Annotated in this window: 21 protein-coding genes; 2 read left to right on the top strand and 19 right to left on the bottom strand. The window is 75.5% G+C overall.

The features are described from left to right. Positions 1–156 precede the first annotated feature (156 nt). The 19 genes from ruvB to ACFU5J_RS15520 form a co-directional block, all read right to left on the bottom strand. The gene (ruvB, locus tag ACFU5J_RS15610) at positions 157–1,251 is read right to left on the bottom strand and encodes a Holliday junction branch migration DNA helicase RuvB (protein WP_430575776.1); all 1,095 of its coding nucleotides are present in this window, start codon (positions 1,249–1,251) and stop codon (positions 157–159) included. Further along, positions 1,244–1,870 (bottom strand): Holliday junction branch migration protein RuvA, encoded by a 627-nt coding sequence (ruvA, locus tag ACFU5J_RS15605; protein ID WP_430579329.1) that lies wholly within the window; start codon positions 1,868–1,870, stop codon positions 1,244–1,246. The genes ruvB and ruvA overlap by 8 nt, the downstream gene beginning before the upstream one ends. Positions 1,871–1,981: 111 nt before the next feature. Further along, complete coding sequence (ruvC, locus tag ACFU5J_RS15600; RefSeq protein WP_430575778.1) at positions 1,982–2,572, bottom strand: crossover junction endodeoxyribonuclease RuvC; 591 nt, start codon at positions 2,570–2,572, stop codon at positions 1,982–1,984. A 283-nt stretch (positions 2,573–2,855) separates the two neighbouring features. Continuing rightward, positions 2,856–3,614 carry a YebC/PmpR family DNA-binding transcriptional regulator gene (locus ACFU5J_RS15595; RefSeq protein ID WP_430579328.1) on the bottom strand — a complete coding sequence of 253 codons (759 nt, stop codon included), beginning with the start codon at positions 3,612–3,614 and terminating at the stop codon, positions 2,856–2,858. 7 nt (positions 3,615–3,621) lie between these two features. Further along, entirely contained in the window at positions 3,622–4,266 is a 645-nt protein-coding gene (gene pdxT, locus ACFU5J_RS15590) for a pyridoxal 5'-phosphate synthase glutaminase subunit PdxT (RefSeq protein WP_430579327.1), read from the bottom strand. Between the two features lie 45 nt (positions 4,267–4,311). Beyond that, positions 4,312–5,202, bottom strand: coding sequence for a hypothetical protein (locus ACFU5J_RS15585; protein ID WP_430579326.1), 891 nt, complete (start codon positions 5,200–5,202; stop codon positions 4,312–4,314). Beyond that, complete coding sequence (locus ACFU5J_RS15580) at positions 5,195–5,938, bottom strand: hypothetical protein (RefSeq protein ID WP_430579325.1); 744 nt, start codon at positions 5,936–5,938, stop codon at positions 5,195–5,197. Before ACFU5J_RS15580 ends, ACFU5J_RS15585 begins: the two co-directional genes overlap by 8 nt. Then, entirely contained in the window at positions 5,935–6,597 is a 663-nt protein-coding gene (locus ACFU5J_RS15575; RefSeq protein ID WP_430579324.1) for a signal peptidase I, read from the bottom strand. The genes ACFU5J_RS15580 and ACFU5J_RS15575 overlap by 4 nt, the downstream gene beginning before the upstream one ends. A gap of 4 nt (positions 6,598–6,601) precedes the next feature. Next, complete coding sequence (locus ACFU5J_RS15570) at positions 6,602–7,138, bottom strand: alternate-type signal peptide domain-containing protein (RefSeq protein WP_430575784.1); 537 nt, start codon at positions 7,136–7,138, stop codon at positions 6,602–6,604. A gap of 135 nt (positions 7,139–7,273) precedes the next feature. Next, positions 7,274–7,840, bottom strand: a complete 567-nt coding sequence (locus ACFU5J_RS15565) for an NUDIX hydrolase (RefSeq protein ID WP_430579323.1) — start codon at positions 7,838–7,840, stop codon at positions 7,274–7,276. A gap of 123 nt (positions 7,841–7,963) precedes the next feature. Further along, on the bottom strand, positions 7,964–10,507 hold the full coding sequence (gene hrpB / locus ACFU5J_RS15560) for an ATP-dependent helicase HrpB (protein WP_430579322.1): 2,544 nt from the start codon (positions 10,505–10,507) through the stop codon (positions 7,964–7,966). 78 nt (positions 10,508–10,585) lie between these two features. Next, on the bottom strand, positions 10,586–11,503 hold the full coding sequence (gene pdxS / locus ACFU5J_RS15555) for a pyridoxal 5'-phosphate synthase lyase subunit PdxS (RefSeq protein ID WP_430575787.1): 918 nt from the start codon (positions 11,501–11,503) through the stop codon (positions 10,586–10,588). 69 nt (positions 11,504–11,572) lie between these two features. Then, the gene (locus tag ACFU5J_RS15550) at positions 11,573–12,160 is read right to left on the bottom strand and encodes a hypothetical protein (protein ID WP_430575788.1); all 588 of its coding nucleotides are present in this window, start codon (positions 12,158–12,160) and stop codon (positions 11,573–11,575) included. Next, positions 12,157–13,362, bottom strand: coding sequence for a glycosyltransferase family 4 protein (locus ACFU5J_RS15545; protein ID WP_430579347.1), 1,206 nt, complete (start codon positions 13,360–13,362; stop codon positions 12,157–12,159). The genes ACFU5J_RS15550 and ACFU5J_RS15545 overlap by 4 nt, the downstream gene beginning before the upstream one ends. Before the next feature lie 41 nt (positions 13,363–13,403). Beyond that, the gene (locus ACFU5J_RS15540; RefSeq protein WP_430579321.1) at positions 13,404–14,366 is read right to left on the bottom strand and encodes a phosphatidylinositol mannoside acyltransferase; all 963 of its coding nucleotides are present in this window, start codon (positions 14,364–14,366) and stop codon (positions 13,404–13,406) included. Then, positions 14,366–15,037, bottom strand: a complete 672-nt coding sequence (pgsA, locus tag ACFU5J_RS15535; RefSeq protein ID WP_430579320.1) for a phosphatidylinositol phosphate synthase — start codon at positions 15,035–15,037, stop codon at positions 14,366–14,368. Before pgsA ends, ACFU5J_RS15540 begins: the two co-directional genes overlap by 1 nt. After that, positions 15,037–15,651, bottom strand: coding sequence for an HIT family protein (locus tag ACFU5J_RS15530; protein WP_430575791.1), 615 nt, complete (start codon positions 15,649–15,651; stop codon positions 15,037–15,039). The genes pgsA and ACFU5J_RS15530 overlap by 1 nt, the downstream gene beginning before the upstream one ends. Before the next feature lie 12 nt (positions 15,652–15,663). Further along, positions 15,664–17,676 (bottom strand): threonine--tRNA ligase, encoded by a 2,013-nt coding sequence (thrS, locus tag ACFU5J_RS15525; RefSeq protein ID WP_430579319.1) that lies wholly within the window; start codon positions 17,674–17,676, stop codon positions 15,664–15,666. Positions 17,677–17,882: 206 nt separating this feature from the next. Continuing rightward, positions 17,883–18,056 (bottom strand): Rv0909 family putative TA system antitoxin, encoded by a 174-nt coding sequence (locus tag ACFU5J_RS15520; protein WP_380326414.1) that lies wholly within the window; start codon positions 18,054–18,056, stop codon positions 17,883–17,885. 264 nt (positions 18,057–18,320) lie between these two features. On the opposite strand from ACFU5J_RS15520, the gene ACFU5J_RS15515 reads away from it, so the two are divergent. Together ACFU5J_RS15515 and ACFU5J_RS15510 are read left to right on the top strand one after the other, a co-directional pair. Further along, positions 18,321–18,821, top strand: coding sequence for an aromatic ring-opening dioxygenase LigA (locus tag ACFU5J_RS15515; protein WP_430575793.1), 501 nt, complete (start codon positions 18,321–18,323; stop codon positions 18,819–18,821). Between the two features lie 127 nt (positions 18,822–18,948). Continuing rightward, positions 18,949–19,740, top strand: a complete 792-nt coding sequence (locus tag ACFU5J_RS15510) for a uracil-DNA glycosylase (RefSeq protein ID WP_430579318.1) — start codon at positions 18,949–18,951, stop codon at positions 19,738–19,740. Positions 19,741–19,744: the final 4 nt, after the last annotated feature.

Raw genomic sequence — 19,744 nt, 5'->3', positions numbered from 1 at the left:
CCGGCGGTCGGTGCTCGACGGGCGGGCGTCGCGGCGCGCCGGTCGGCACGCCGGGCACAGCTCCGCGTCTGCTCGCGAACCTGTGCGTACGGGCCCCAACGAGCACGGCACCCGTCGAGTTCCGGCCCGGGCCGCCAGCGGCCGGGCACCACCAGTCTAGGTGCTTTGCTCGCCGCTCTCGGCGGCCTCGTCGAAGAGGGTGCCGCCGAGCGGTGCGCCCCACGCCCCGGGCGGGGGCTCGAGGCCGAGGTGCTCCCAGGCGGCCGCCGTCGCGACGCGCCCGCGCGGGGTGCGGCCGAGCAGCCCCTCGCGCACCAGGTACGGCTCCGCGACGGTCTCGACCGTGTCGGGCTCCTCGCCGACGGTCATCGCGAGGGTGCTCAGGCCGACGGGCCCGCCGCCGAACCGGCGGCAGACGGCGTCGAGGACGGACCTGTCGAGCCGGTCGAGGCCGATCGGGTCCACCTCGTAGACCTCGAGGGCGGCGCGGGCGGCGCGCAGGTCCAGCCGGCCGTCCCCGCGCACCTGCGCCCAGTCGCGCACGCGGCGCAGCAGCCGGTTGGCGATGCGGGGCGTGCCCCTCGACCGGCCGGCGATCTCGTGCGCGGCCGCGTGCTGCAGGTCCACGCCCAGCAGGCCGGCCGAGCGCAGGATGACGCGCTCCAGCTCCGCGGCGTCGTAGAAGTCGAGGTGCCCGGTGAAGCCGAACCGGTCCCGCAGCGGGGCCGGGAGCAGCCCGGAGCGGGTGGTCGCGCCCACCACGGTGAACGGCGGCAGCGCCAGCGGGATCGCGCTGGCGCCCGCGCCCTTGCCGACGACGACGTCGACGCGGAAGTCCTCCATCGCGACGTACAGGAGCTCCTCCGCCGGGCGCGCGAGGCGATGGATCTCGTCGATGAAGAGCACCTCGCCCTCCTCGAGCGAGGAGAGGACGGCGGCCAGGTCGCCCGCGTGCTGGATCGCCGGACCGCTGGTGACGCGCAGCGACGTGCCCAGCTCGGCCGCGATGATCATCGCGAGCGTCGTCTTGCCGAGGCCGGGCGGGCCGGACAGCAGCACGTGGTCGGGCGAGGCGTCACGGGCCAGCGCGGCCTGGAGGACGAGGGAGAGCTGGTCGCGCACGACGCGCTGGCCGACGAACTCGCCGAGGTTCTTGGGCCGCAGCGCCGCCTCGGCCGCGCGCTCCACGTCGTCGGCCGAGGAGGTGACGAGCCGCTCGCCGCCGTACTCCGGCTCCAGCGGCTCAGCCACGTCGGCCGCCCAGCGAGCGCAGCGCCGCCCGCAACGTGGCGGCGACGTCCACGGGGCCGTCGTCGCCGGCGTCCGCGACGACGCGGTCGACCGTGTCCTGGGCGACCTTGGCGGCCCAGCCCAGACCCACGAGCGCCTCGACCACCTGGTCGCGCGCGGGGTCGCCCGGGGCGACGGGCGTCGCGTCGGGCACGACGCCGCCGGCGGCGGCGGAGGCCGGCGCGCCGAGCTTGCCGGACAGCTCGAGCACGAGGCGCTGGGCGCTCTTGGGCCCGACGCCGGGGATGCGGCGCAGCGCCGCGAGATCCTCGCTCGCGACGGCGCGGCGCAGGGCGTCGGGGGTGAGCACGGCGAGCATCGCGAGCGCGATCCGCGGGCCGACGCCGGAGACCGACTGCGCCGTCTCGAAGACCTCGCGCTCGTCCGCCTCGGCGAAGCCGAACACGGTCATCGAGTCCTCGCGGACGACGAGCGTGGTGTGCAGCTGGGCGCGCTCCCCCACCCGGAGCCCCGCCAGGGTGCCGGGGGTGGCGTGGACGAGGTACCCGACCCCGCCGACGTCGAGCACGGCCCGCTCGAGCGTCACGTGCGTGACCGTGCCGGTCAGGGAGGCGATCACCGTGGTCCTTCCGTCGAACTGGCCATCCGTCGAACACCCGTACGAGGCGTCACTGTAACAACCGGTGCCGACGCTCCCGGACGCGACACGGGGAGGCCGGCACCCCCGTCGTCAGCGGGCCGTCCGGGACGGGGCGCCACGGTGCGACCCGGTGCGCGCCGAGCGCTCCGCCGCGGCCCAGGCGCGCTGCGCCGGCGTGAGCTCGTTGCGCTCCCCGCCCTGCAGCGCGCCGGAGGGCCGCCACAGGTGGGTGACCGCGAGGGCGAGGGCGTCCGCGGCGTCCGCGGGCCGGGGCAGCTCGTCGAGCCCGAGGATGCGCGCGACCATCCGCTGGACCTGCTCCTTGCCCGCCCGGCCGGACCCGGTGACGGCGGCCTTCACCTCGCTGGGGGTGTGCATCGCGACGGGCACCCCGCGCTTCGCGGCGGCGACCATCGCCAGGCCGGCGACCTGCGCCGTACCCATCACGGTGCTGAGGTTGTTCTGCGCGAACACGCGCTCCACGGCCACGACGTCGGGCACGGTGCGCTCGAGCCACTCGTCGAGCCCCTCGGCGATGCGCAACAGGCGCAGGTCCACGCTCAGCTCGGGCTCGCTGCGCACGACCCCGACGTCGACCATCCGGGCCCTGCGTCCCGGCAACGAGTCGACGACGCCGACCCCGCACCGGGTCAGCCCCGGATCCACCCCCAGCACTCGCACGCGGTCACCATCTCACGCACCGCGGACACCCCCACGCAGGCGCGACCACGGTCCCGCACTCCACACATCACCCTGCCTCTCCCCCACCACGAGGAACGAACCGTGGCGCCGGAGCGGCGGCCAGGCACGAACGCGCGGGGACCGGGCGGGGAATGCCGCGAGGCTGGCCGGGCCTGGCGGGAGGCCGCGAGGAACGAGCGGCCGGATGGCGCGCCTCGCGGCATTCCCCGCCCGGCCCCCGCGCCCCAGCCGAGAGCCCGCGGTCAGCAGCGGGAGAAGAGGATCAGTCCTCGTCCAGCGCCGCCATGACCTCGTCCGAGGCGTCGAAGTTGGCGTACACGTTCTGGACGTCGTCGCTGTCCTCCAGCGCGTCGATGAGGCGCATGATCTTGCGCGCGCCCTCGACGTCGACCTCGACCTCCATGGACGGGTGCCAGATGGAGTCGGCGGAGTCGTACTCGATGCCCGCCTCCTGGATGGCGGTGCGCACGGCGACGAGGTCGGTGGCCTCGGAGAGGACCTCGATGACCTCGCCCTCGTCGCTGACCTCCTCGGCACCGGCGTCGAGGGCGGCGAGCATGACGTCGTCCTCGGTGACGCCGTCGGCCTTGGGCACGACGACGAGGCCCTTGCGGGAGAACAGGTAGGACACGGAGCCCGGGTCCGCCAGGTTGCCGCCGTTGCGGCTGAACGCGAGGCGGACCTCGGAGGCGGCGCGGTTCTTGTTGTCCGTGAGGCACTCGACGAGGACGGCGATGCCGTTGGCGCCGTAGCCCTCGTACATGATCGTCTGGTAGTCGACGGCGTCGGCGCCCTCGCCGGAGCCGCGCTTGAGGGCGCGCTCGATGTTGTCGTTGGGGACCGACGACTTCTTCGCCTTCTGGATGGCGTCGAACAGGGTCGGGTTGCCGGCGGGGTCACCGCCACCGGTGCGCGCGGCGACCTCGATGTTCTTGATCAGCTTTGCGAAGAGCTTGCCACGCTTGGCGTCGATCGCCGCCTTCTTGTGCTTGGTCGTGGCCCACTTGGAGTGACCTGACATGCGCTCCCTAACTCCTTCGCGATGCTTGGACGATCCGGACGAACAGCCCGTGCACGCGCGCGTCCCCCGTGATCTCCGGGTGGAACGCGGTGGCGAGCAGCCGTCCCTGACGTGCTGCGACGATCTTACCGGCGGCGGGCCCCACCGTGGAGCCGTCCGCCCAGCGGTCCGGGATCCGGGCCAGGACCTCGACCTGCGGGCCGGCCTCCTCGACCCACGGCGCGCGGATGAACGCGGTGCGCACGGGGCGCCCGCCCGGGGCGTCCGAGACGCCCGCCACCTGCAGGTCCGCCTCGAACGAGTCGACCTGGCGGCCGAAGGCGTTGCGCCGCACGACCACGTCCATGCCGCCGAGCGTGCGCTGGTCGGCCGTGCCGCCCTCGATCCGGTCCGCGAGCAGGATCATGCCGGCGCAGGAGCCGAACACGGGCAGCCCCTGCCCGATGAGGCCGCGCAGGGGGTCGGCGAGCTCGAAGAGGCGCAGCAGCTTGTCGATGGTGGTCGACTCGCCGCCGGGCAGCACCAGCCCGTCGACGGCGTCCAGCTCGGCCGGGCGGCGGACGCTCACCGCGCGGGCACCCGCCTGCTCGAGGGCGGCGGCGTGCTCGCGCACGTCGCCCTGCAGGGCGAGGACGCCGATCGTCGTGGTCACCGGGGCAGTGTAGAGGCGCCGGCGGCGACGTCCCCGCCCCGGCCGTCAGGCGCAGGTGCCGATCAGGCCGAGGGCGATGGAGTACGTGCGTGCGCTCGACGCCACCGACGTCCACGTGACGCTCGGGAAGACCCGCTCGGCGCGCACCCGCGCCGTGGCGTTGGTGGCCACGCCGGTCACCTGGTAGGTCGTCGTGCCGGCCGGCACCTGCACGGTGGTGGGGGTGGCCGCCGGCCCGAAGGTGAACTGGTACCGGGTCGCGCTCGTGACCGCGGTCCAGTTGAAGGTCACGGAGACGAGGCCGAGGGCGCCGCAGCTCAGCGTCGGCGCCGGGACGGTCGCCGCGCCCACCGCGCCGCTCACGATGGTGCCCGTGTCCGTCCACGAGGTGCCGGGCATGCTCGCCGCGAGCGCCACCGACATCGTGCCCGACAGGCCCTGGGTGGTGCTCGGCGCGGTGGCCGCCACGGCCACGGCCAGGCACAGCGTCGCGGTCCCGCGCACCGGGATGGTCGTCGTCCCGCCGGTGCCGGCGCTGCAGCCGGTCCCCGTGTCCGTCGCGCCGAACGACGCGCTCACGCCGAACGCCGTCGTCAGCGAGCCGGTCCGCCCGGGCGTCGCGGTCACGCTGATCGGGCGCGACCCGGCGTTGCGGACCGTGACCACCTCCGAGGCCCCCGAGCCCGGGACCGCGGCGGTGAGCGTCAGCGCCGACAGCGTCACCGTGCCCCCGCGCCCCACCAGCCCGGTCCCCACGCCCGGCGCCTGGACGTCGAGCGTGCCCGCCGTGACGCGCGTCGTCGGGGCCGTCGCCGTGCCCGACGCCTGCCACCACGCCCAGGCGATCCCGGCGCTCGCGAAAACGCAGCCGAGGGCCACCACGACGAGCGCCGCGACCCCGCGCACGCCCCTGCGCCGCCCCTCGCGGTCAGCCACGGCGGCCTCCCCGGCGCGCCGCGAGCGTCCGCAGCAGGGCACCCAGGAGCACGGCGCCCGCCGCGGCGAGCAGCGCCGCGGCCGGCGCCCTTCCGGTGCGCGGCAGCGCCCCGTCCCCCCGGACCTCGTCCCGCTCGCCCCCCGGCGCGCCGTCGGCCCCGCCGGGCCCGTCCCCGTCGTCCGCCCCGTCCGCGCCACCGCCGCCGTCCCCGGTCCCGGTCCCCCCGAGGGTGACGACGACGTCGAGCGGCACCGTCCCGCCCTGGGTCTCGTCCCCGGCGGCGGGGTCGAGCGTCACCTCCAGCGCGACGGGCAGCACCTCGGACTCGGCGAGGTCGACCGGCGCCCCGTCGGTGGCCCACCGGGAGCCCTCCGCACGCACGCGCACCCGCAGCGCGTCCGCCAGGGCCCGGCCCGCCGCGCCGTCCCCGGGACCCAGGGCGACGACGACGTCCCCCTGCGCGGCACCGGGTCCGTCGTTGCGGACCAGCACCACCGAGCGCCGAGTCTCCCCCGGCACCCACCGCGCGGTGTCGAACAGCGGCGCGTCGAGGTCTCGGCTCCACCGGTCGCCGTCGAGGCTCAGCGCGACCCCGCCCGGCGGGTCGTCGCCGGCGGCCCTGGCACCCTCGGCGGGCAGGGCGGCGGCGGCGAGCGCCAGGCCGACCGCGCACGCGCCGGCCATCGCTCCCGGGCGGCGCGGGGAACCGGCGCCGGCGGGCCGCGGCGCGATCATCGACGGTCACCGGGCCCTGCGCCGCCCGGGCCGAAGAGCGCGTCGTGCAGCGGCGGCCGCTCCGCGGGCACGGCCGGCGTCGGACCACCGGCCCCGTCGTCGCGGGCCCGCCGCGCGGCGGCGCGACGCGTGCGCACCTCCCCCGCGACGAGCCAGCCCGCGTAGACCAGGAGCGCCAGCGCCGCGACCGTGGTGAGCTGCTCGCGCTGCTGCGGCGTCCCCAGGCCCATGAGGCGCCCGAGCTGCGGGACGGCGTACCAGAGCACGCCCCGCACCTGCACGGCCTGGACCGGCCGCGGGTCGGCCACCTCGTTCGCGTCGCCGCGGGTGACGAGCGTGCGCTCGCCGGAGGCGGTGGTGCCGAGCCCCACGACGCGGTGCGTCACGACCGTCGGGTCGCCGGAGCGCAGCTGGTAGGTCACCACCTGTCCCGTGGTGATCTCGTCGGCGTCCACGGGCCGCACCACGACGAGCGTGCCGACGTCGAGCCCCGGGCGCATCGACCCCGTGGCGACGCCGTACGGGGTGGCGCCGGCCAGCCTGGGGATCACGACGACGAGCAGCAGGGCGCCCCCGGCAGCCAGCAGGACGACCCCGGCGAGCGCCCGGCCGAGGACGCGCCGCACACCGGTGCCCGGTCGCGCGGGTGCCGCGTCCACGCGCTCAGGGCGCGGGGACGACGTGTGCCTGCGTGACCTGGACCGTGACGTCCTCGAGCGCGGCCGTCAGCGCCTGCGTGTCGTTGCCCGCGGCGGTGTCGAACGCCGCCTCGAGCGAGACGACGAGCGGGGACGAGGCGCTCACCGGCACCGGGTCGGTGAGCGGCAGCGTCAGGGTGTCGCCGCCGAGGGTGGCCGAGGTGAGGCTCAGGTCCAGCGCCTCGGTGAGCGCGTTGTCCGCGCCCCAGGTCGGCGAGGAGACCGTGATCTCCCCCAGGGCCAGGTGGTCCCCGGTGCCCCCGACGGTCAGCGAGCAGGTCGTCGTGACGGTGTCGCCGGGGACGATGCCGTCGGTCACGGCCCCGCCCCCGTCGAGGGTCCACTCCCCGCAGGCCCCGTCGGTCATGGTGAGGGTGCCCGCGGACACGTCGGTGCCCGTGGCCGTCCCCTCGGCGGTCCAGTACGCGATCGTCTGGGCCCCGCCGACCAGCAGGACGGCGGCACCCCCCACGGCGATCGCTGCCTTCGTCAGTCGGTTCACGTCGACGCCCCCCGTCGGTCCGTTGCCGCCCGCACCTCGCTGTGCGTGACCTGGCTCACCTCGACCGTAACGAACGGATGCTCGGGGCGCGCGTCGTGTCCCGTCGCGGGAGGCCGGCGGTGGCGGCGGGCGACGTCAGGGCGCGAGCTCGTCCGGGTCCGACGGCTCGTCGTCGTGCTGCGTGCCGAGGTGGCGCACGGTGCCGTCCCAGCCGGCGGCCAGCGCGTCGACGACGTCCGGCAGCGCGGTCGGGAAGACCTCGCGCGTCTCGGCGCGCAGCTCCGCGGTGGTCAGCCAGCGCATCTCGTCGAGCACGTCACGCTCCTCGGGGGTCCACCCGTCGGCGGTGGGCTCGTGGCCGCCGGCGACGCGCGCGAGGAAGAAGACCTCCTGCTGGCGGCACGTCTCCGCGAAGAAGTGGAAGTACGCGTCGCGGGTCAGCACGGGGCCCACGAGGTCGCCCGGCGCGAGGGCGAGGCCCGCCTCCTCACGCAGCTCGCGCAGGGCGGCGTCGACCTCGCTCTCGCCCTCGTCGATGCCGCCGCCGACGGTGAACCACCAGGAGCGTTCCGGCTGGTCGGCGTCGTGCCCACGCACCAGGAGGACCCGGTCCACGTGGTCGAGCACGATGACGCGCGCGGCGCGGCGCTGCCGCAGGCCGTCCGGTCCGACCGCCCAGTCGTCCCCGAGGGCGGGCGTCACCAGCCCCGCTCCGCCGGGCGCACCGACGCCCGCTCGGCGTCGACGGTGATGCCGTCGTTCACGGCTGACGGGGAGCGCGCATCCATGGTGCCCATGGTAGCCACGGGACCAGGGCGGCCCCGGTCACCGGCGGGGCTTGACCCGCTTCGTCGGGAGGGCGGCGAGCGGGTCCTCCGGCCACGGATGGCGGGGATAGCGGCCTCGCAGGTCGGCTCGGACCCCGGGATAGCCCTGGCGCCAGAAGGACGCGAGATCGCTCGTGATCGCGACCGGTCGTCCCGCGGGCGACAGCAGGTGCAGGACGACCGGGACACGGCCGTCCGCGACGGCCGGGGCCGCGGTCCAGCCGAAGACCTCCTGCAGCTTCACGGCGAGGACCGGCGGCTCGACACCGTCGTACGCGAGCCGGATCGCGGAGCCCGACGGGACCTGGAGCCGTTCCGGTGCCAGCTCGTCGAACCGGGCCGCGGCCGGCCACGGCAGGAGTCGTCGGAGCGCCGAGGCGACGTCGATGCCGGCCAGATCGCGCGAGCCGCGCACCGCGGCGAGCTCCGTGCCCAACCAGGCGTCAAGATCGGCCAGCAGCGCCTCGTCGTCGACCGCGGGCCACGGGGCTCCGAGGTGCGCGTGGCAGAACGCGAGCCGCTCGCGCAGGGCGCGTGCGGCCTCCGACCAGCGCAGCACGGACAGACCGCTGCGCCGGATGCCGTCGCGGACGGCCGCCTGGACGAGGAGCCGGTCGGGGTTCGCCAGCGGGACGTCGCCCAGCACGATCGCGCCGAGCGCCTCGACGCGCCGTGTCACGATCCGGCCGTCGTCCCAGCGGATCTGGTCGGTGGTCGACACGAGGTCGCCCGCGACGTCCCGCGCGGTCGTCTCGTCGATCGGCGCCGCGGCACGGATCCTGGCGTCGGCGCGACCGGGTGCCCGGTCGGCGACCGCGATCGCCAGCCAGGGCGCGTTCCGCAGCGGCGACCGCGGATCCAGCGCGGCACCCGTGCCACCCGACATCTGGTACGTCGCCGAACCCGTCCCCCGGGCCCGCGCGATCCGGTCCGGGTACGCCAGACCCGCCACGATCCCCACCGCAAGATCGTCCGGTACCCCGTGCTCCCCGGGGCCGGCCCGGCCGGCCCGGCCGGCCCGCCCGCCCGACGGGTCGCCGTGCGTCGTGCCGCGGCCGAGGCGCCTCGTCTCCTCTCGCCAGCGGGACGTCGCGCCGCGGTCGTCCCCCCGACGAAGGGCCCGCCAGCGGGCCGGCAGGTCGTCGCCGACGGTGCGGACCGAGTCGTCCGAGAGCATCGCGACGATCTCGCGTGCCCGGTCGGCGCCGACCCGCGGGGACCCGTCCAGCAACGCGCGGGCCAGGCGGGGGTGCGCCCCGATCGCCCTCATCCGCCGGCCCCGCTCGGTGATCCGGCCGTCGTCGTCCAGGGCGTCGATGCGGCGCAGCAGCTCGGTGGCCGCCGTCATCGCCGGGGCCGGCGGCGCCTCGAGCAGGGTCAGCCCCGCGCCCGCGGGCGCGCCCCAGGCCGCGAGGTCGAGGGCGAAGGCCGCCAGGTCGGCGACCGCGATCTCCGGCGCCGCGTGCTCGTCCAGACGCGCGTGGTCGGTGGCGGACCAGCACCGATAGACGCGGCCCGGCGCCTCCCGCCCGGCACGACCCGCGCGCTGGTCGGCCGACGACCTCGAGACCCGGCAGGTGACCAACGTCCCGAGACCACGGGACTGGTCGGTCCGCGGCTCCCGGGCAAGGCCCGCGTCGACCACGACCCTCACCCCGGGCACCGTCAGCGAGCTCTCCGCGACCGAGGTCGTCACCACGACCCGACGCACGGCGGACGGCGCCAGCGCGCGCTCCTGCTCGGCCTTCGACTGGCGACCGAACAACGGCAGGACGTTCAGACCGGCCAACCGGCGAGTCACACCGCCGATCTCGGCCTCCCCCGGCACGAACACGAGGATGTCGCCGTCGTTCTCCGTCAGTGCGCGCCGGACGACGGCCGCGACGTGGTCGAGCAGCCGCGGGTCGACGCGACCGCCGGGGAGCAGCGGCGTGGGCAACGGTGGCGGAGCCCACTCGGTCGCCACGTCGAACAGCGCGGCGGACGCCGTGATCACGGGTGCGGGGTCGTCCGCTCCGAGCGCGCGGCTCAGCCGGCGCGTGTCCGCCGTGGCCGAGGTCGCGACCACGGCCAGGTCCTCCCGCAGGTTCGCCCGGACGTCGACGAGGAGCGCGAGCAACAGGTCGGCGTCCAGGTGCCGCTCGTGGCACTCGTCGATCACGATCGCCGTGACACCCGGCAGCTCCGGGTCCTGCTGCAGCCGCCGCACGAGGAGCCCCGTCGTCACCACCTCGACGCTCAGGCCCGTGCCCCCGCTCCGCTCACCACGCATCGCGTAGCCGATGCGCCGCCCGAGCGGCTCGCCGACCAGCATCGCCAGCCGGGCCGCCGCCGCGCGGGTGGCCAGCCGGCGCGGTTCGGCGACGAGGACCGTGCCCCCGAGCGCGTCTCCCAGCGCGAGCGGCAGCAACGAGGTCTTCCCCGACCCCGGCGGCGCGACCAGCACCGCCGTACCGCGCGACCGCACCGCGTCGACCGTGGCAGGCAGGACTGCCCGGACGGGCAGGTCCGCACCCGGCACCGAAGGTTCAGGGAGCAGCACGCCCCGACCCTAGTCGACCGTGACGAAGGGCCCCGCGGACGCGACGTCCGCGGGGCCCCTCCGTCCGTGGACCGGGTGCTACCAGCCGCGCTCGGCCAGGCGCACGGGTGCCGGCTCGGCCTCGACGTTGATGCCCACCATCGCCTCGCCCAGCCCGCGGGAGACCTTGGCCAGGACGTCGGGGTCGTCGTGGAACGTGGTGGCCTGGACGATCGCCTTGGCGCGCGCGACCGGGTCGCCGGACTTGAAGATGCCGGAGCCGACGAACACGCCCTCGGCGCCGAGCTGCATCATCATCGCGGCGTCCGCCGGGGTGGCGATGCCGCCCGCGGTGAAGAGCACGACCGGCAGCCTGCCGGCCCGCGCCACCTCGGCGACGAGCTCGTACGGCGCCTGCAGCTCCTTGGCCGCGACGAACAGCTCGTCCTCGGGCAGGGAGGTGAGGCGGCGGATCTCGCCGCGGATCTGGCGCATGTGCGTGGTCGCGTTGGAGACGTCGCCGGTGCCGGCCTCGCCCTTGGAGCGGATCATCGCCGCGCCCTCGGTGATGCGGCGCAGGGCCTCGCCGAGGTTGGTCGCGCCGCACACGAACGGCACGGTGAAGCGCCACTTGTCGATGTGGTTGGCGTAGTCGGCGGGGGTGAGCACCTCCGACTCGTCGATGTAGTCGACGCCCAGCGCCTGCAGCACCTGGGCCTCGACGAAGTGCCCGATGCGGGCCTTCGCCATCACCGGGATGGAGACGGCGTCGATGATGCCGTCGATCATGTCGGGGTCGCTCATGCGCGCGACGCCGCCCTGGGCACGGATGTCGGCGGGCACCCGCTCGAGGGCCATGACGGCGACCGCGCCGGCGTCCTCGGCGATCTTCGCCTGCTCGGGGGTGACGACGTCCATGATGACGCCGCCCTTGAGCATCTCGGCCATGCCGCGCTTGACGCGGGCGGTGCCCACCTCGCCCGCGGGGATCTGGCCGTTGCCGGTGGTCTCGCTCAACTCGCGCCTCGCTCGTGTCGCAGGGAGCGGCGTGACCGCTGTCACGCCCCTCCCATCCTATGGCGCGGATCAGCCCCCGGTGAGCCCCTCCGGCATCTGGTCGTCCAGCTCGACGGTGCGCGGCAGCGCCGCGTGCCCGCTGAGGCGCAGCAGCCGCACGTACCAGGTGCGGCGTGCCCGGCGCGCCTGGGCGACGGCCTCGTTGTGGAACCGCCGCGCCAGCTGGGCCCGGTACCAGGCGGCCGCGAGCTGACCCACGAGCTCGTCGCCGGCGGCGGTGCTGCGCAGCTCCCCGAGCGACTCGTCGTCGCCCAGCGCCGAGCGGAGCGTGGACGACAGCTCGCTCTCGGCGCGCTCGCGCCCCGGGGCCAGGCCGTCCAGCGCGAGCTCCGCACCGGCCGGGACCGGCGGGGCCGGGTCCTCCACGGCGGCGAACGCGGCGTCCGCCACGAGCACGGCCCCCGCGGGGTCGAGCAGGCCCGAGGACGCCAGGTCGACGGCGGCGCCCGCCCGGCGGGCGAGCTGCGCCTGCAGGGCGATCCGGGACGCGACGACCTTGCGGTGCAGCCGGTCGAGGCGCGACGCGGAGATCCACGCCAGCCACACGACCACCGCGGCGACCACGACGACGACGAGCGCGAGCTCGGACCAGCTCATGCGCCTTCACCGCCCGCGGCGCGGCGCGTGCGGAGCCAGCCGACGGCGCTCTCGGAGCGCGACGGCGCGACCGGCGAGCCGAGGGCCTCGCCCGCGGCGACCGCCATCTCGTAGACGGCCAGGACCTGCGCGGTCACCGCAGACCAGTCGAACCGGCGCACGAACGCCGTCGCCCGGTCGCGCCGGACGGCGGTGTCCTGCGGGTCGTCGAGCGCCTCGAGGATCGCGCGCGCCAGGTCGTCCGGCTCGCCCGTGCGGAAGAGGCGCCCCGCGGCGCCCTCGTCGAGCACCCGGCGGAAGGCGCCGAGGTCGCTCGCCACGACGGCGGTGCCGGCGCTCATCGCCTCGACGAGCACGATGCCGAAGCTCTCGCCGCCGGTCTGGGGGGCGATGTAGAGGTCGGCCGACGCGAGCAGGGACGCCTTGTCCTCGTCGCTGACGCCCCCGAGGAACTCGAACGAGCCCGCGAGCGGCCCGAGCGCGTCGATCGCGGCGTCCCGGCCCACGTCGCCCTTGCCGGCGACGAGGAACCGCGCGCCGGGGGTCCGCTCCAGCACCTTCGGCGCGGCCCCCGCGAGCACCTCGAGCCCCTTGCGCGGCTCGTCGAGGCGCCCCAGGAAGGCGATCGTGGGCGCCGCGGGCGTGCCGCGCCAGCGCTCGTCGGTCGACGCCGCCGCGAACGTGTCGACGTACACCCCGTTCGGGATGACGACGGCGTCCCCGCCGACGTGGTCGACCAGCGTGCGGCGGGCGTCCTCCGACACCGCGATGCGGGCGGCGATCTTCTCCAGCGACTGCCGCAGCAGCGGGTACGCGACCTGCAGGGCGCGGGACCGCTCCTGGGAGGTGTGGAACGTGGCCACGACCGGCCCCTCGGCCACCCACAGCGCCAGCATGGACAGGCTGGGCACCATCGGCTCGTGCAGGTGCACGACGTCGAAGCGGCCCGCCTCGAGCCAGCGGCGCACGCGGGCGGCGGTCCGCGGCCCGAACGTGAGCCGGGCGACGGAGCCGTTGTAGCGCACCGGGATCGCGCGGCCCGCGGGGGTCACGACGTCCGGCACCGGGGTCTCGTCGTCCGCCGGGGCGAGCACGGACACCTCGTGCCCGTCGCGCTGCAGCGCCTGCGCGAGGTCGCGCACGTGGAACTGCACGCCGCCGGGGGCGTCGAACGAGTAGGGGCACACGATCCCGACGCGCAGCGGGCGCGGCGGCGCCGCGGCGTCGAAGGCTGCGGGGGCGCTCATCCCTCGCCCGCCTCGGCCTTGGTGCGCGCGTACCGGTCCGCGTCGAGGTCGTCGACGAAGACGCGCTGCAGCATGTGCCAGTCCTCGGTGGACTCCTGCAGGGTGCGCGAGACCGCGTCCACCCAGCCCTGCGTCATCACCGCGACCCGCTCCTGGCGTCGCAGGCCCGAGCCGTCGGGCACCGCGACGGGCGGGTAGAAGCGGATGACGATGCCCCAGGCGGTGCCGGCGGCGCGCCGCCGCTCCCCCGTGAGGCGCTCGTACGTGATCCCGACGGGCACGAGCGGCACCTTCGCGGCGATCGCCAGCGCCGCCGGGCCGGCCGCCACGCGCGCCCGGTGGCCGCACAGGTCCACCTCGACGCCGGTGGCGGTGAGGTCGCGGTCGGCCAGCAGCGGCACGATGCAGCCGCCCTTCGTGGCGCCGCGCACGAGGTTGCGGAACACGTCGTGGTCGCCGAGCGGCAGCACGTCGATGCCGATGGAGCGGCGGAACTCGACGAACTCGACGAACAGCTCCTCGGGCTTGAGCCGCTCCGCGACCGTGAGCACCGGGGCGATGTGCGGCGTCGCCCACGCGCCGGCGAGGTCCCAGTTGCCCAGGTGCGCCAGCGCGAGCGAGACGGCCTGGCCGTCCCCGACCGGGCCCGCGACGTGCTCGAGGCCCTCGACGCGCACGCGGGCGGCGACCTGCTCGGACGTGGCGCCCTGCAGCGTGAACGCCTCGCGGAAGTAGCGCATGTACGAGCGCATGCCCGCGCGGGTGAGGCGGCGCAGCTCCGGCCCGTCGAGGTCCGGCCGCACCCGCGCGTAGTTCGCCTCGAGGCGTCGCACCCCCTCGGTGCGGCGCAGCCAGGTGAGGTCCGCGACGGCGGTGAACGCCGCCCGCAGCACCGGCTCGGGCACCTTCGGCGCGTGGCGCCAGGCGAACGTGTACAGGCGGGCGACGTCGATCCGCATCAGGCCTCCGGGTTCGGGTCGGTTCGGTGGTCCGCGGACGGCGGCCCGGCGTCGCGGGCCGCACCCGCCAGCTGCCTCCGCACGGTGGCCATGCGCTGCACGACCGTGACGAGGCTCGCGACGGCGAGCAGGGTGAGGGCGACCTCGGCGACGACCACGGGCAGCCCGACCTGGGTGAAGCCGACGGCGACGAGGGCCACCACCAGCCGGTCGGTGCGCTCCGCGATCCCGACGGCGGCCGTGGCGCCGACGCTCTCCGCGCGGGCCCGGGCGTAGGGCACCACGGAGCCGAGCACCAGGCACGCGAGCGCGGCCGCCAGGCCCCAGGTCGCGTACGGCAGGTCGGGGTGCAGCACGAACCACAGCGTGATGCCGGCGAAGACCGCGCCGTCGGACACACGGTCGAGCGTGGAGTCGAGGAACGCGCCCCACGGGCCCGACCGCCCCGACAGCCGCGCCATCACGCCGTCCATCGAGTCCGCGAGGGCGAACAGGCCGATGAGGACGCCGCCGAGCAGCACGTTCCCGGTCGGCAGCAGCGTGAGCGCCAGCACGCACACGACCACGGTCCCCGTGATCGTCACCGCGTCCGGGGAGACGCCCAGGCGCAGCAGCAGGCGCGCGGGCGGGGTGAACAGGCGCTGTATCGTCGCCCGCAGGCCTCCGAGCATCAGCGCGCCCCGTCGGGCTCGGCGCCGTGCCCGGCGGCCGGCTCGGCGGGCCACGCGGCCGCGAGCCGGGCCCGGGTGTCCGCCAGCAGCTCGGGCAGCGCCTTGGTCTGCCCGACGACGGGCAGGAAGTTGGCGTCGCCGAGCCAGCGCGGCACGACGTGCTGGTGCAGGTGCGCCGCGATGCCGGCGCCCGCCACCTCGCCCTGGTTCATGCCGATGTTGAAGCCCGCCGGCGCGTACACCGCGCCGAGCGTGCGCACCGCCGCCTTCGTCATCGCCGCGAGCTCGACCGTCTCGGGGTCGGTGAGGTCCACGTAGTCCGATACGTGCCGGTACGGCAGGACCATGAGATGGCCCGAGTTGTACGGGTACAGGTTGAGCACCGCGTAGCACTCCGCCCCGCGGGCGACGACGAGGCCGGCCTCGTCGTCGCCCGTCGGGATGCGGCAGAACGGGCACTGCGCCACCGAGCCGTCGGCCGGCTTGTCCTGGCCGCCGATGTAGACCATGCGGTGCGGCGTCCACAGCCGCTGCATGCCGTCCTCGGGCGGCCCGAAGCCGCTCGCCGGCTCCACCGTCGTGCCGTCCGCGCCCTGGTCCGCTGCGCCTCCCATGCCGGGGCCCGCTCAGACCTGGGCGCGGTCGCGGACCGCGGCCACGATGCGCTCGATCGCGTCGGCCACCGGCACCCCGTTCTCCTGCGTGCCGTCACGGAAGCGGAACGACACGGCGCCGGCCTCGACGTCCTCGCCGCCCGCGATGAGCACGAACGGCACCTTCTCCTTGGACGCGTTGCGGATCTTCTTGCCGAAGCGGTCGTCGGACAGGTCGACCTGGGCGCGGATGCCGCGGGCCTTGAGCTGCGCGACGACGTCCTTGAGGTAGTCGTCGAACGCCTCCGCGACCGGCACCGCGAGCACCTGGACGGGCGCGAGCCATGCCGGGAACGCCCCGGCGTAGTGCTCGATGAGCACGCCCATGAACCGCTCGATCGACCCGAACTTGGCGGAGTGGATCATCACCGGCTGCTGCTTGGTTCCGTCGGGGCCCGTGTACTCCAGGCCGAACCGCGCGGGCTGGTTGAAGTCGTACTGCACGGTGCCCATCTGCCAGGTGCGGCCGATGGCGTCCTTGGTCTGCACCGAGATCTTGGGGCCGTAGAACGCGGCGCCGCCCGGGTCCGGGACCAGCTCGAGGCCGGTCTCGCGACCCACCTCCTCGAGGACCTTGGTGGCGGTCGCCCAGTCCTCGTCCGACCCGACGAACTTGTCCGGCTTGGAGTCGTCGCGGGTGGACAGCTCCAGGTAGAAGTCCGTGAGCCCGAAGTCGGTGAGCACGCTCATCATGAAGTTCAGCAGGTGCTTGACCTCGCCGGGCGCCTGCTCCGGGGTGACGTACGAGTGCGAGTCGTCCTGCGTCAGGCCGCGCACGCGGGTCAGGCCCTGCACCACGCCCGACTTCTCGTACCGGTACACCGTGCCGAACTCGAAGAGCCGCAGCGGCAGCTCGCGGTACGACCGGCCGCGCGAGGAGAAGATCAGGTTGTGCATCGGGCAGTTCATGGCCTTGAGGCGGTACTTCGAGCCCTCGAGGTCCATCTCGGGGAACATCGTGTCCGCGTAGTACGGCAGGTGCCCCGAGGTGTGGAACAGGCCGTCCTTGGTGACGTGCGGCGTCCCGACGTACTCGAAGCCCTCCTCGATGTGGCGACGGCGGACGTAGTCCTCCATCTCCCGCTTGATGACGCCACCCTTGGGGTGGAACAGCGGCAGGCCGGAGCCGACCTCGTCGTGGAAGGAGAACAGGTCCAGCTCCGCGCCGAGCTTGCGGTGGTCGCGGCGCTCGGCCTCGGCCAGGCGCTCGAGGTACGCCTTGAGCTCGTCCTTGCTGGGCCAGGCCGTGCCGTAGACGCGCTGCAGCATCGGGTTCTTCTCGCTGCCGCGCCAGTAGGCCGCGGCGTTGCGCATGAGCTGCACCCCGTTGCCGATCAGCCTGGTGCTGGGCAGGTGCGGCCCGCGGCACAGGTCCTTCCAGACCACGGTCTCGCTCTCGCGCCCGGCGCCGCGGACGTTGTCGTAGATCGTCAGCTCGCCGCCGCCGACCTCCACCGAGGACCCGTCCTCGTCGGACGAGCCGCCCTTGAGCCCGATGAGCTCCAGCTTGTACGGCTCGCCGGCCAGCTCGGCGCGCGCCTCGTCCTCCGTGACCACGCGGCGACGGAAGGTCTGGCCCTCCCGGATGATGCGCGCCATCGCCTTGTCGAGGGCCTTGAGGTCCTCGGGCGTGAACGGCGTCTCGACGTCGAAGTCGTAGTAGAAGCCGTCGGTCACGGGCGGGCCGATGCCGAGCTTGGCGTCGGGGTTGACCTGCTGGACCGCCTGGGCCAGGACGTGCGCGGCGCTGTGGCGCAGCACGGCGAGGCCGTCGGGCGAGCCGATGGTGACCGGCTCGACGACGGTGCCGGGCGCGAGCTCGCGCGACAGGTCGAGCAGCTCGCCGTCGACGCGCATCACGACGACGTCGCGGCGGTCCGAGAAGAGCTCCGTGCCCGTCGTCGGCGTCTGCACCGTCACCGTCTGCTGCGCGTCGTCGTTCGTGCCGGCAGGGTTCGGTGGCATCGGCGAGGCGACGTCGGACACGGGGGCTCCTTGCGGTTCGGTGACCGTCGCGCGGTGGCTTGCGGCGGTCGGACGGCGGCCGGCCGGCGCGGGGACGCGCTGGCACGGCCGAGGGGCGCCACCCTGGGCGGCGCCCCTCGATCGTACTCATCCGGGCCGGTCGCGACGACGAGGCGCTCCGCCCGTGGGTGGTGTCTCGTCGCCCGCGGGCCAGGGTCCGGCGGCGCTCAGTTGCGCTTCTTGGCCTCCTCGGCGGCCTTGTCCACGTAGCCGTCCACGGTGTCCGGCGTCCGCTTCTTGACCTCGTCGGCGGCCTTGTCGATGTTCTCGTCGGTCGCGAGGTCCTTGACGGCGTCCTTCGCCTTGTCGAACAGGCCACCCAGGCCCGAGCTCTCACCCATGTGCATCCCCCTCGGTCGGCGGCCGGTCACCGACCCGTCGTCGGCCCGGCCCCGACAAGGGCACCACGGCGCGCCCGCGCGCGCGAGCGGAACCCTCCACGCTCGCGCGCCGAGCGCCGCCGGTCCGCCCGAGCAATCTTGTGAAGCATTTCACAAGATCCGTTGATGCAGGTCAGGCGCTGTGGTCATACCATAGAGACAGCGCCGGACCCGGCGCAGTCCAGACCGGCCGCGAACCGCGCGACCCGGCACCCGGAGGGGACCATGACCACCACCCGCACCACCCAGCGACCGGTTCGCATCGTCGGCCTCGTCGCGCTGATCGCCGGCATCCTGATGATCGGTGCCGGCGCCGCCACGTGGGCCACCGTGAGCAGCCAGCTCGCCGCCCAGGACATCACCGTCTCGGAGGACGCCGCGTTCCTCGGCGGCGCCACGGTGGACGGGCCCCTCACCGCGTACGCGCAGGCGCAGGTCATCGACAAGCACGCGCTCGAGGCCACCGGCGGCCAGACGTACGCGCAGCTCGGCCAGGACGACCCGCTGCGCGCCACCGCGATGAACGCGTCGTTCCTGCGGGCCTCGCTCTTCACCTCGGTCGTCGCCTACGGCGTGAGCGCCCTGGTGATGGGCCTCGGCGTCCTCTTCGGCCTCATGGGCTGGTCGCTGCGCCGCCTCGCCGCCGAGCCGGCCGTCGCGAAGGCGACCGTCCCCGCCGCCGTCCCGGCCACCCCGGCCCGCGGCCGCCTCAACCCGGCGGTCTGACCGCCCCAGCACCTCGCCGAACAGGCGGTTGCGCACCTTCTGAGCTCTCAGAAGGTGCGCAACCGCCTGCTCGGCAATGGGGCGCTGCGCCGTTGCGGTCGCCGGCACCGACCGGCACGCTGGGGGCGTGCCCACCGTCCCTCCCACGCCCGCCGGGCCGCCGTCGCGCGGCGCGGACTCCCCCGACTACCCCGCCGCCGCGCGGACCGCGCCCACGCTGGACGCCCTCGACGCCCACCTCGTCGAGTGCCGGGCCTGCCCGCGCCTCGTCGCGTGGCGCGAGGAGGTGGCCCGCGAGCGCCGCGCCGCCTTCCGCGACGAGACCTACTGGGGGCGCCCCGTGCCCGGCTTCGGCGACCCGGCGGCCGCGGTCGTCGTGGTGGGCCTCGCCCCCGCGGCGCACGGCGCCAACCGCACGGGCCGGATGTTCACCGGCGACCGCAGCGGCGACTTCCTCTTCGCGGCCATGCACCGCACCGGGTTCGCGAACCAGGCCACGTCCGTGTCCGCCGACGACGGCCTGGAGCTGACCGGCATCCGCGTGACGGCGCCCGTGCGGTGCGCGCCGCCGGCGAACAGGCCCACCCCCGAGGAGCGCCGCCGGTGCGCGCCCTACCTGGCCCGCGAGCTCGAGCTGGTGGGCGACGGCGTCCGGGTGGCCGTGGCGCTCGGCGCCATCGGGTGGCAGGCGCTCCTCACGACGCTGGCCGAGCAGGGGTGGCAGGTGCCGCGGCCCCGGCCGGCGTTCGCGCACGGTGCCGAGGTCACCCTCGTCCGGGGCGGCGCCGCACCGGGCTCCCGCGCGCTCACCGTGCTGGGGTGCTTCCACGTCTCGCAGCAGAACACCTTCACCGGCCGGCTCACCCCCGCGATGCTGGACGTCGTGCTGCGGCGCGCCCGCGCGCTCGCGGTCGCCTGAGCGG

The organism is Isoptericola sp. NPDC057559 (assembly GCF_042801555.1).
Classification (GTDB): Bacteria; Actinomycetota; Actinomycetes; order Actinomycetales; family Cellulomonadaceae; genus Isoptericola.
This window is presented reverse-complemented; position numbering and strand designations above follow the sequence as displayed.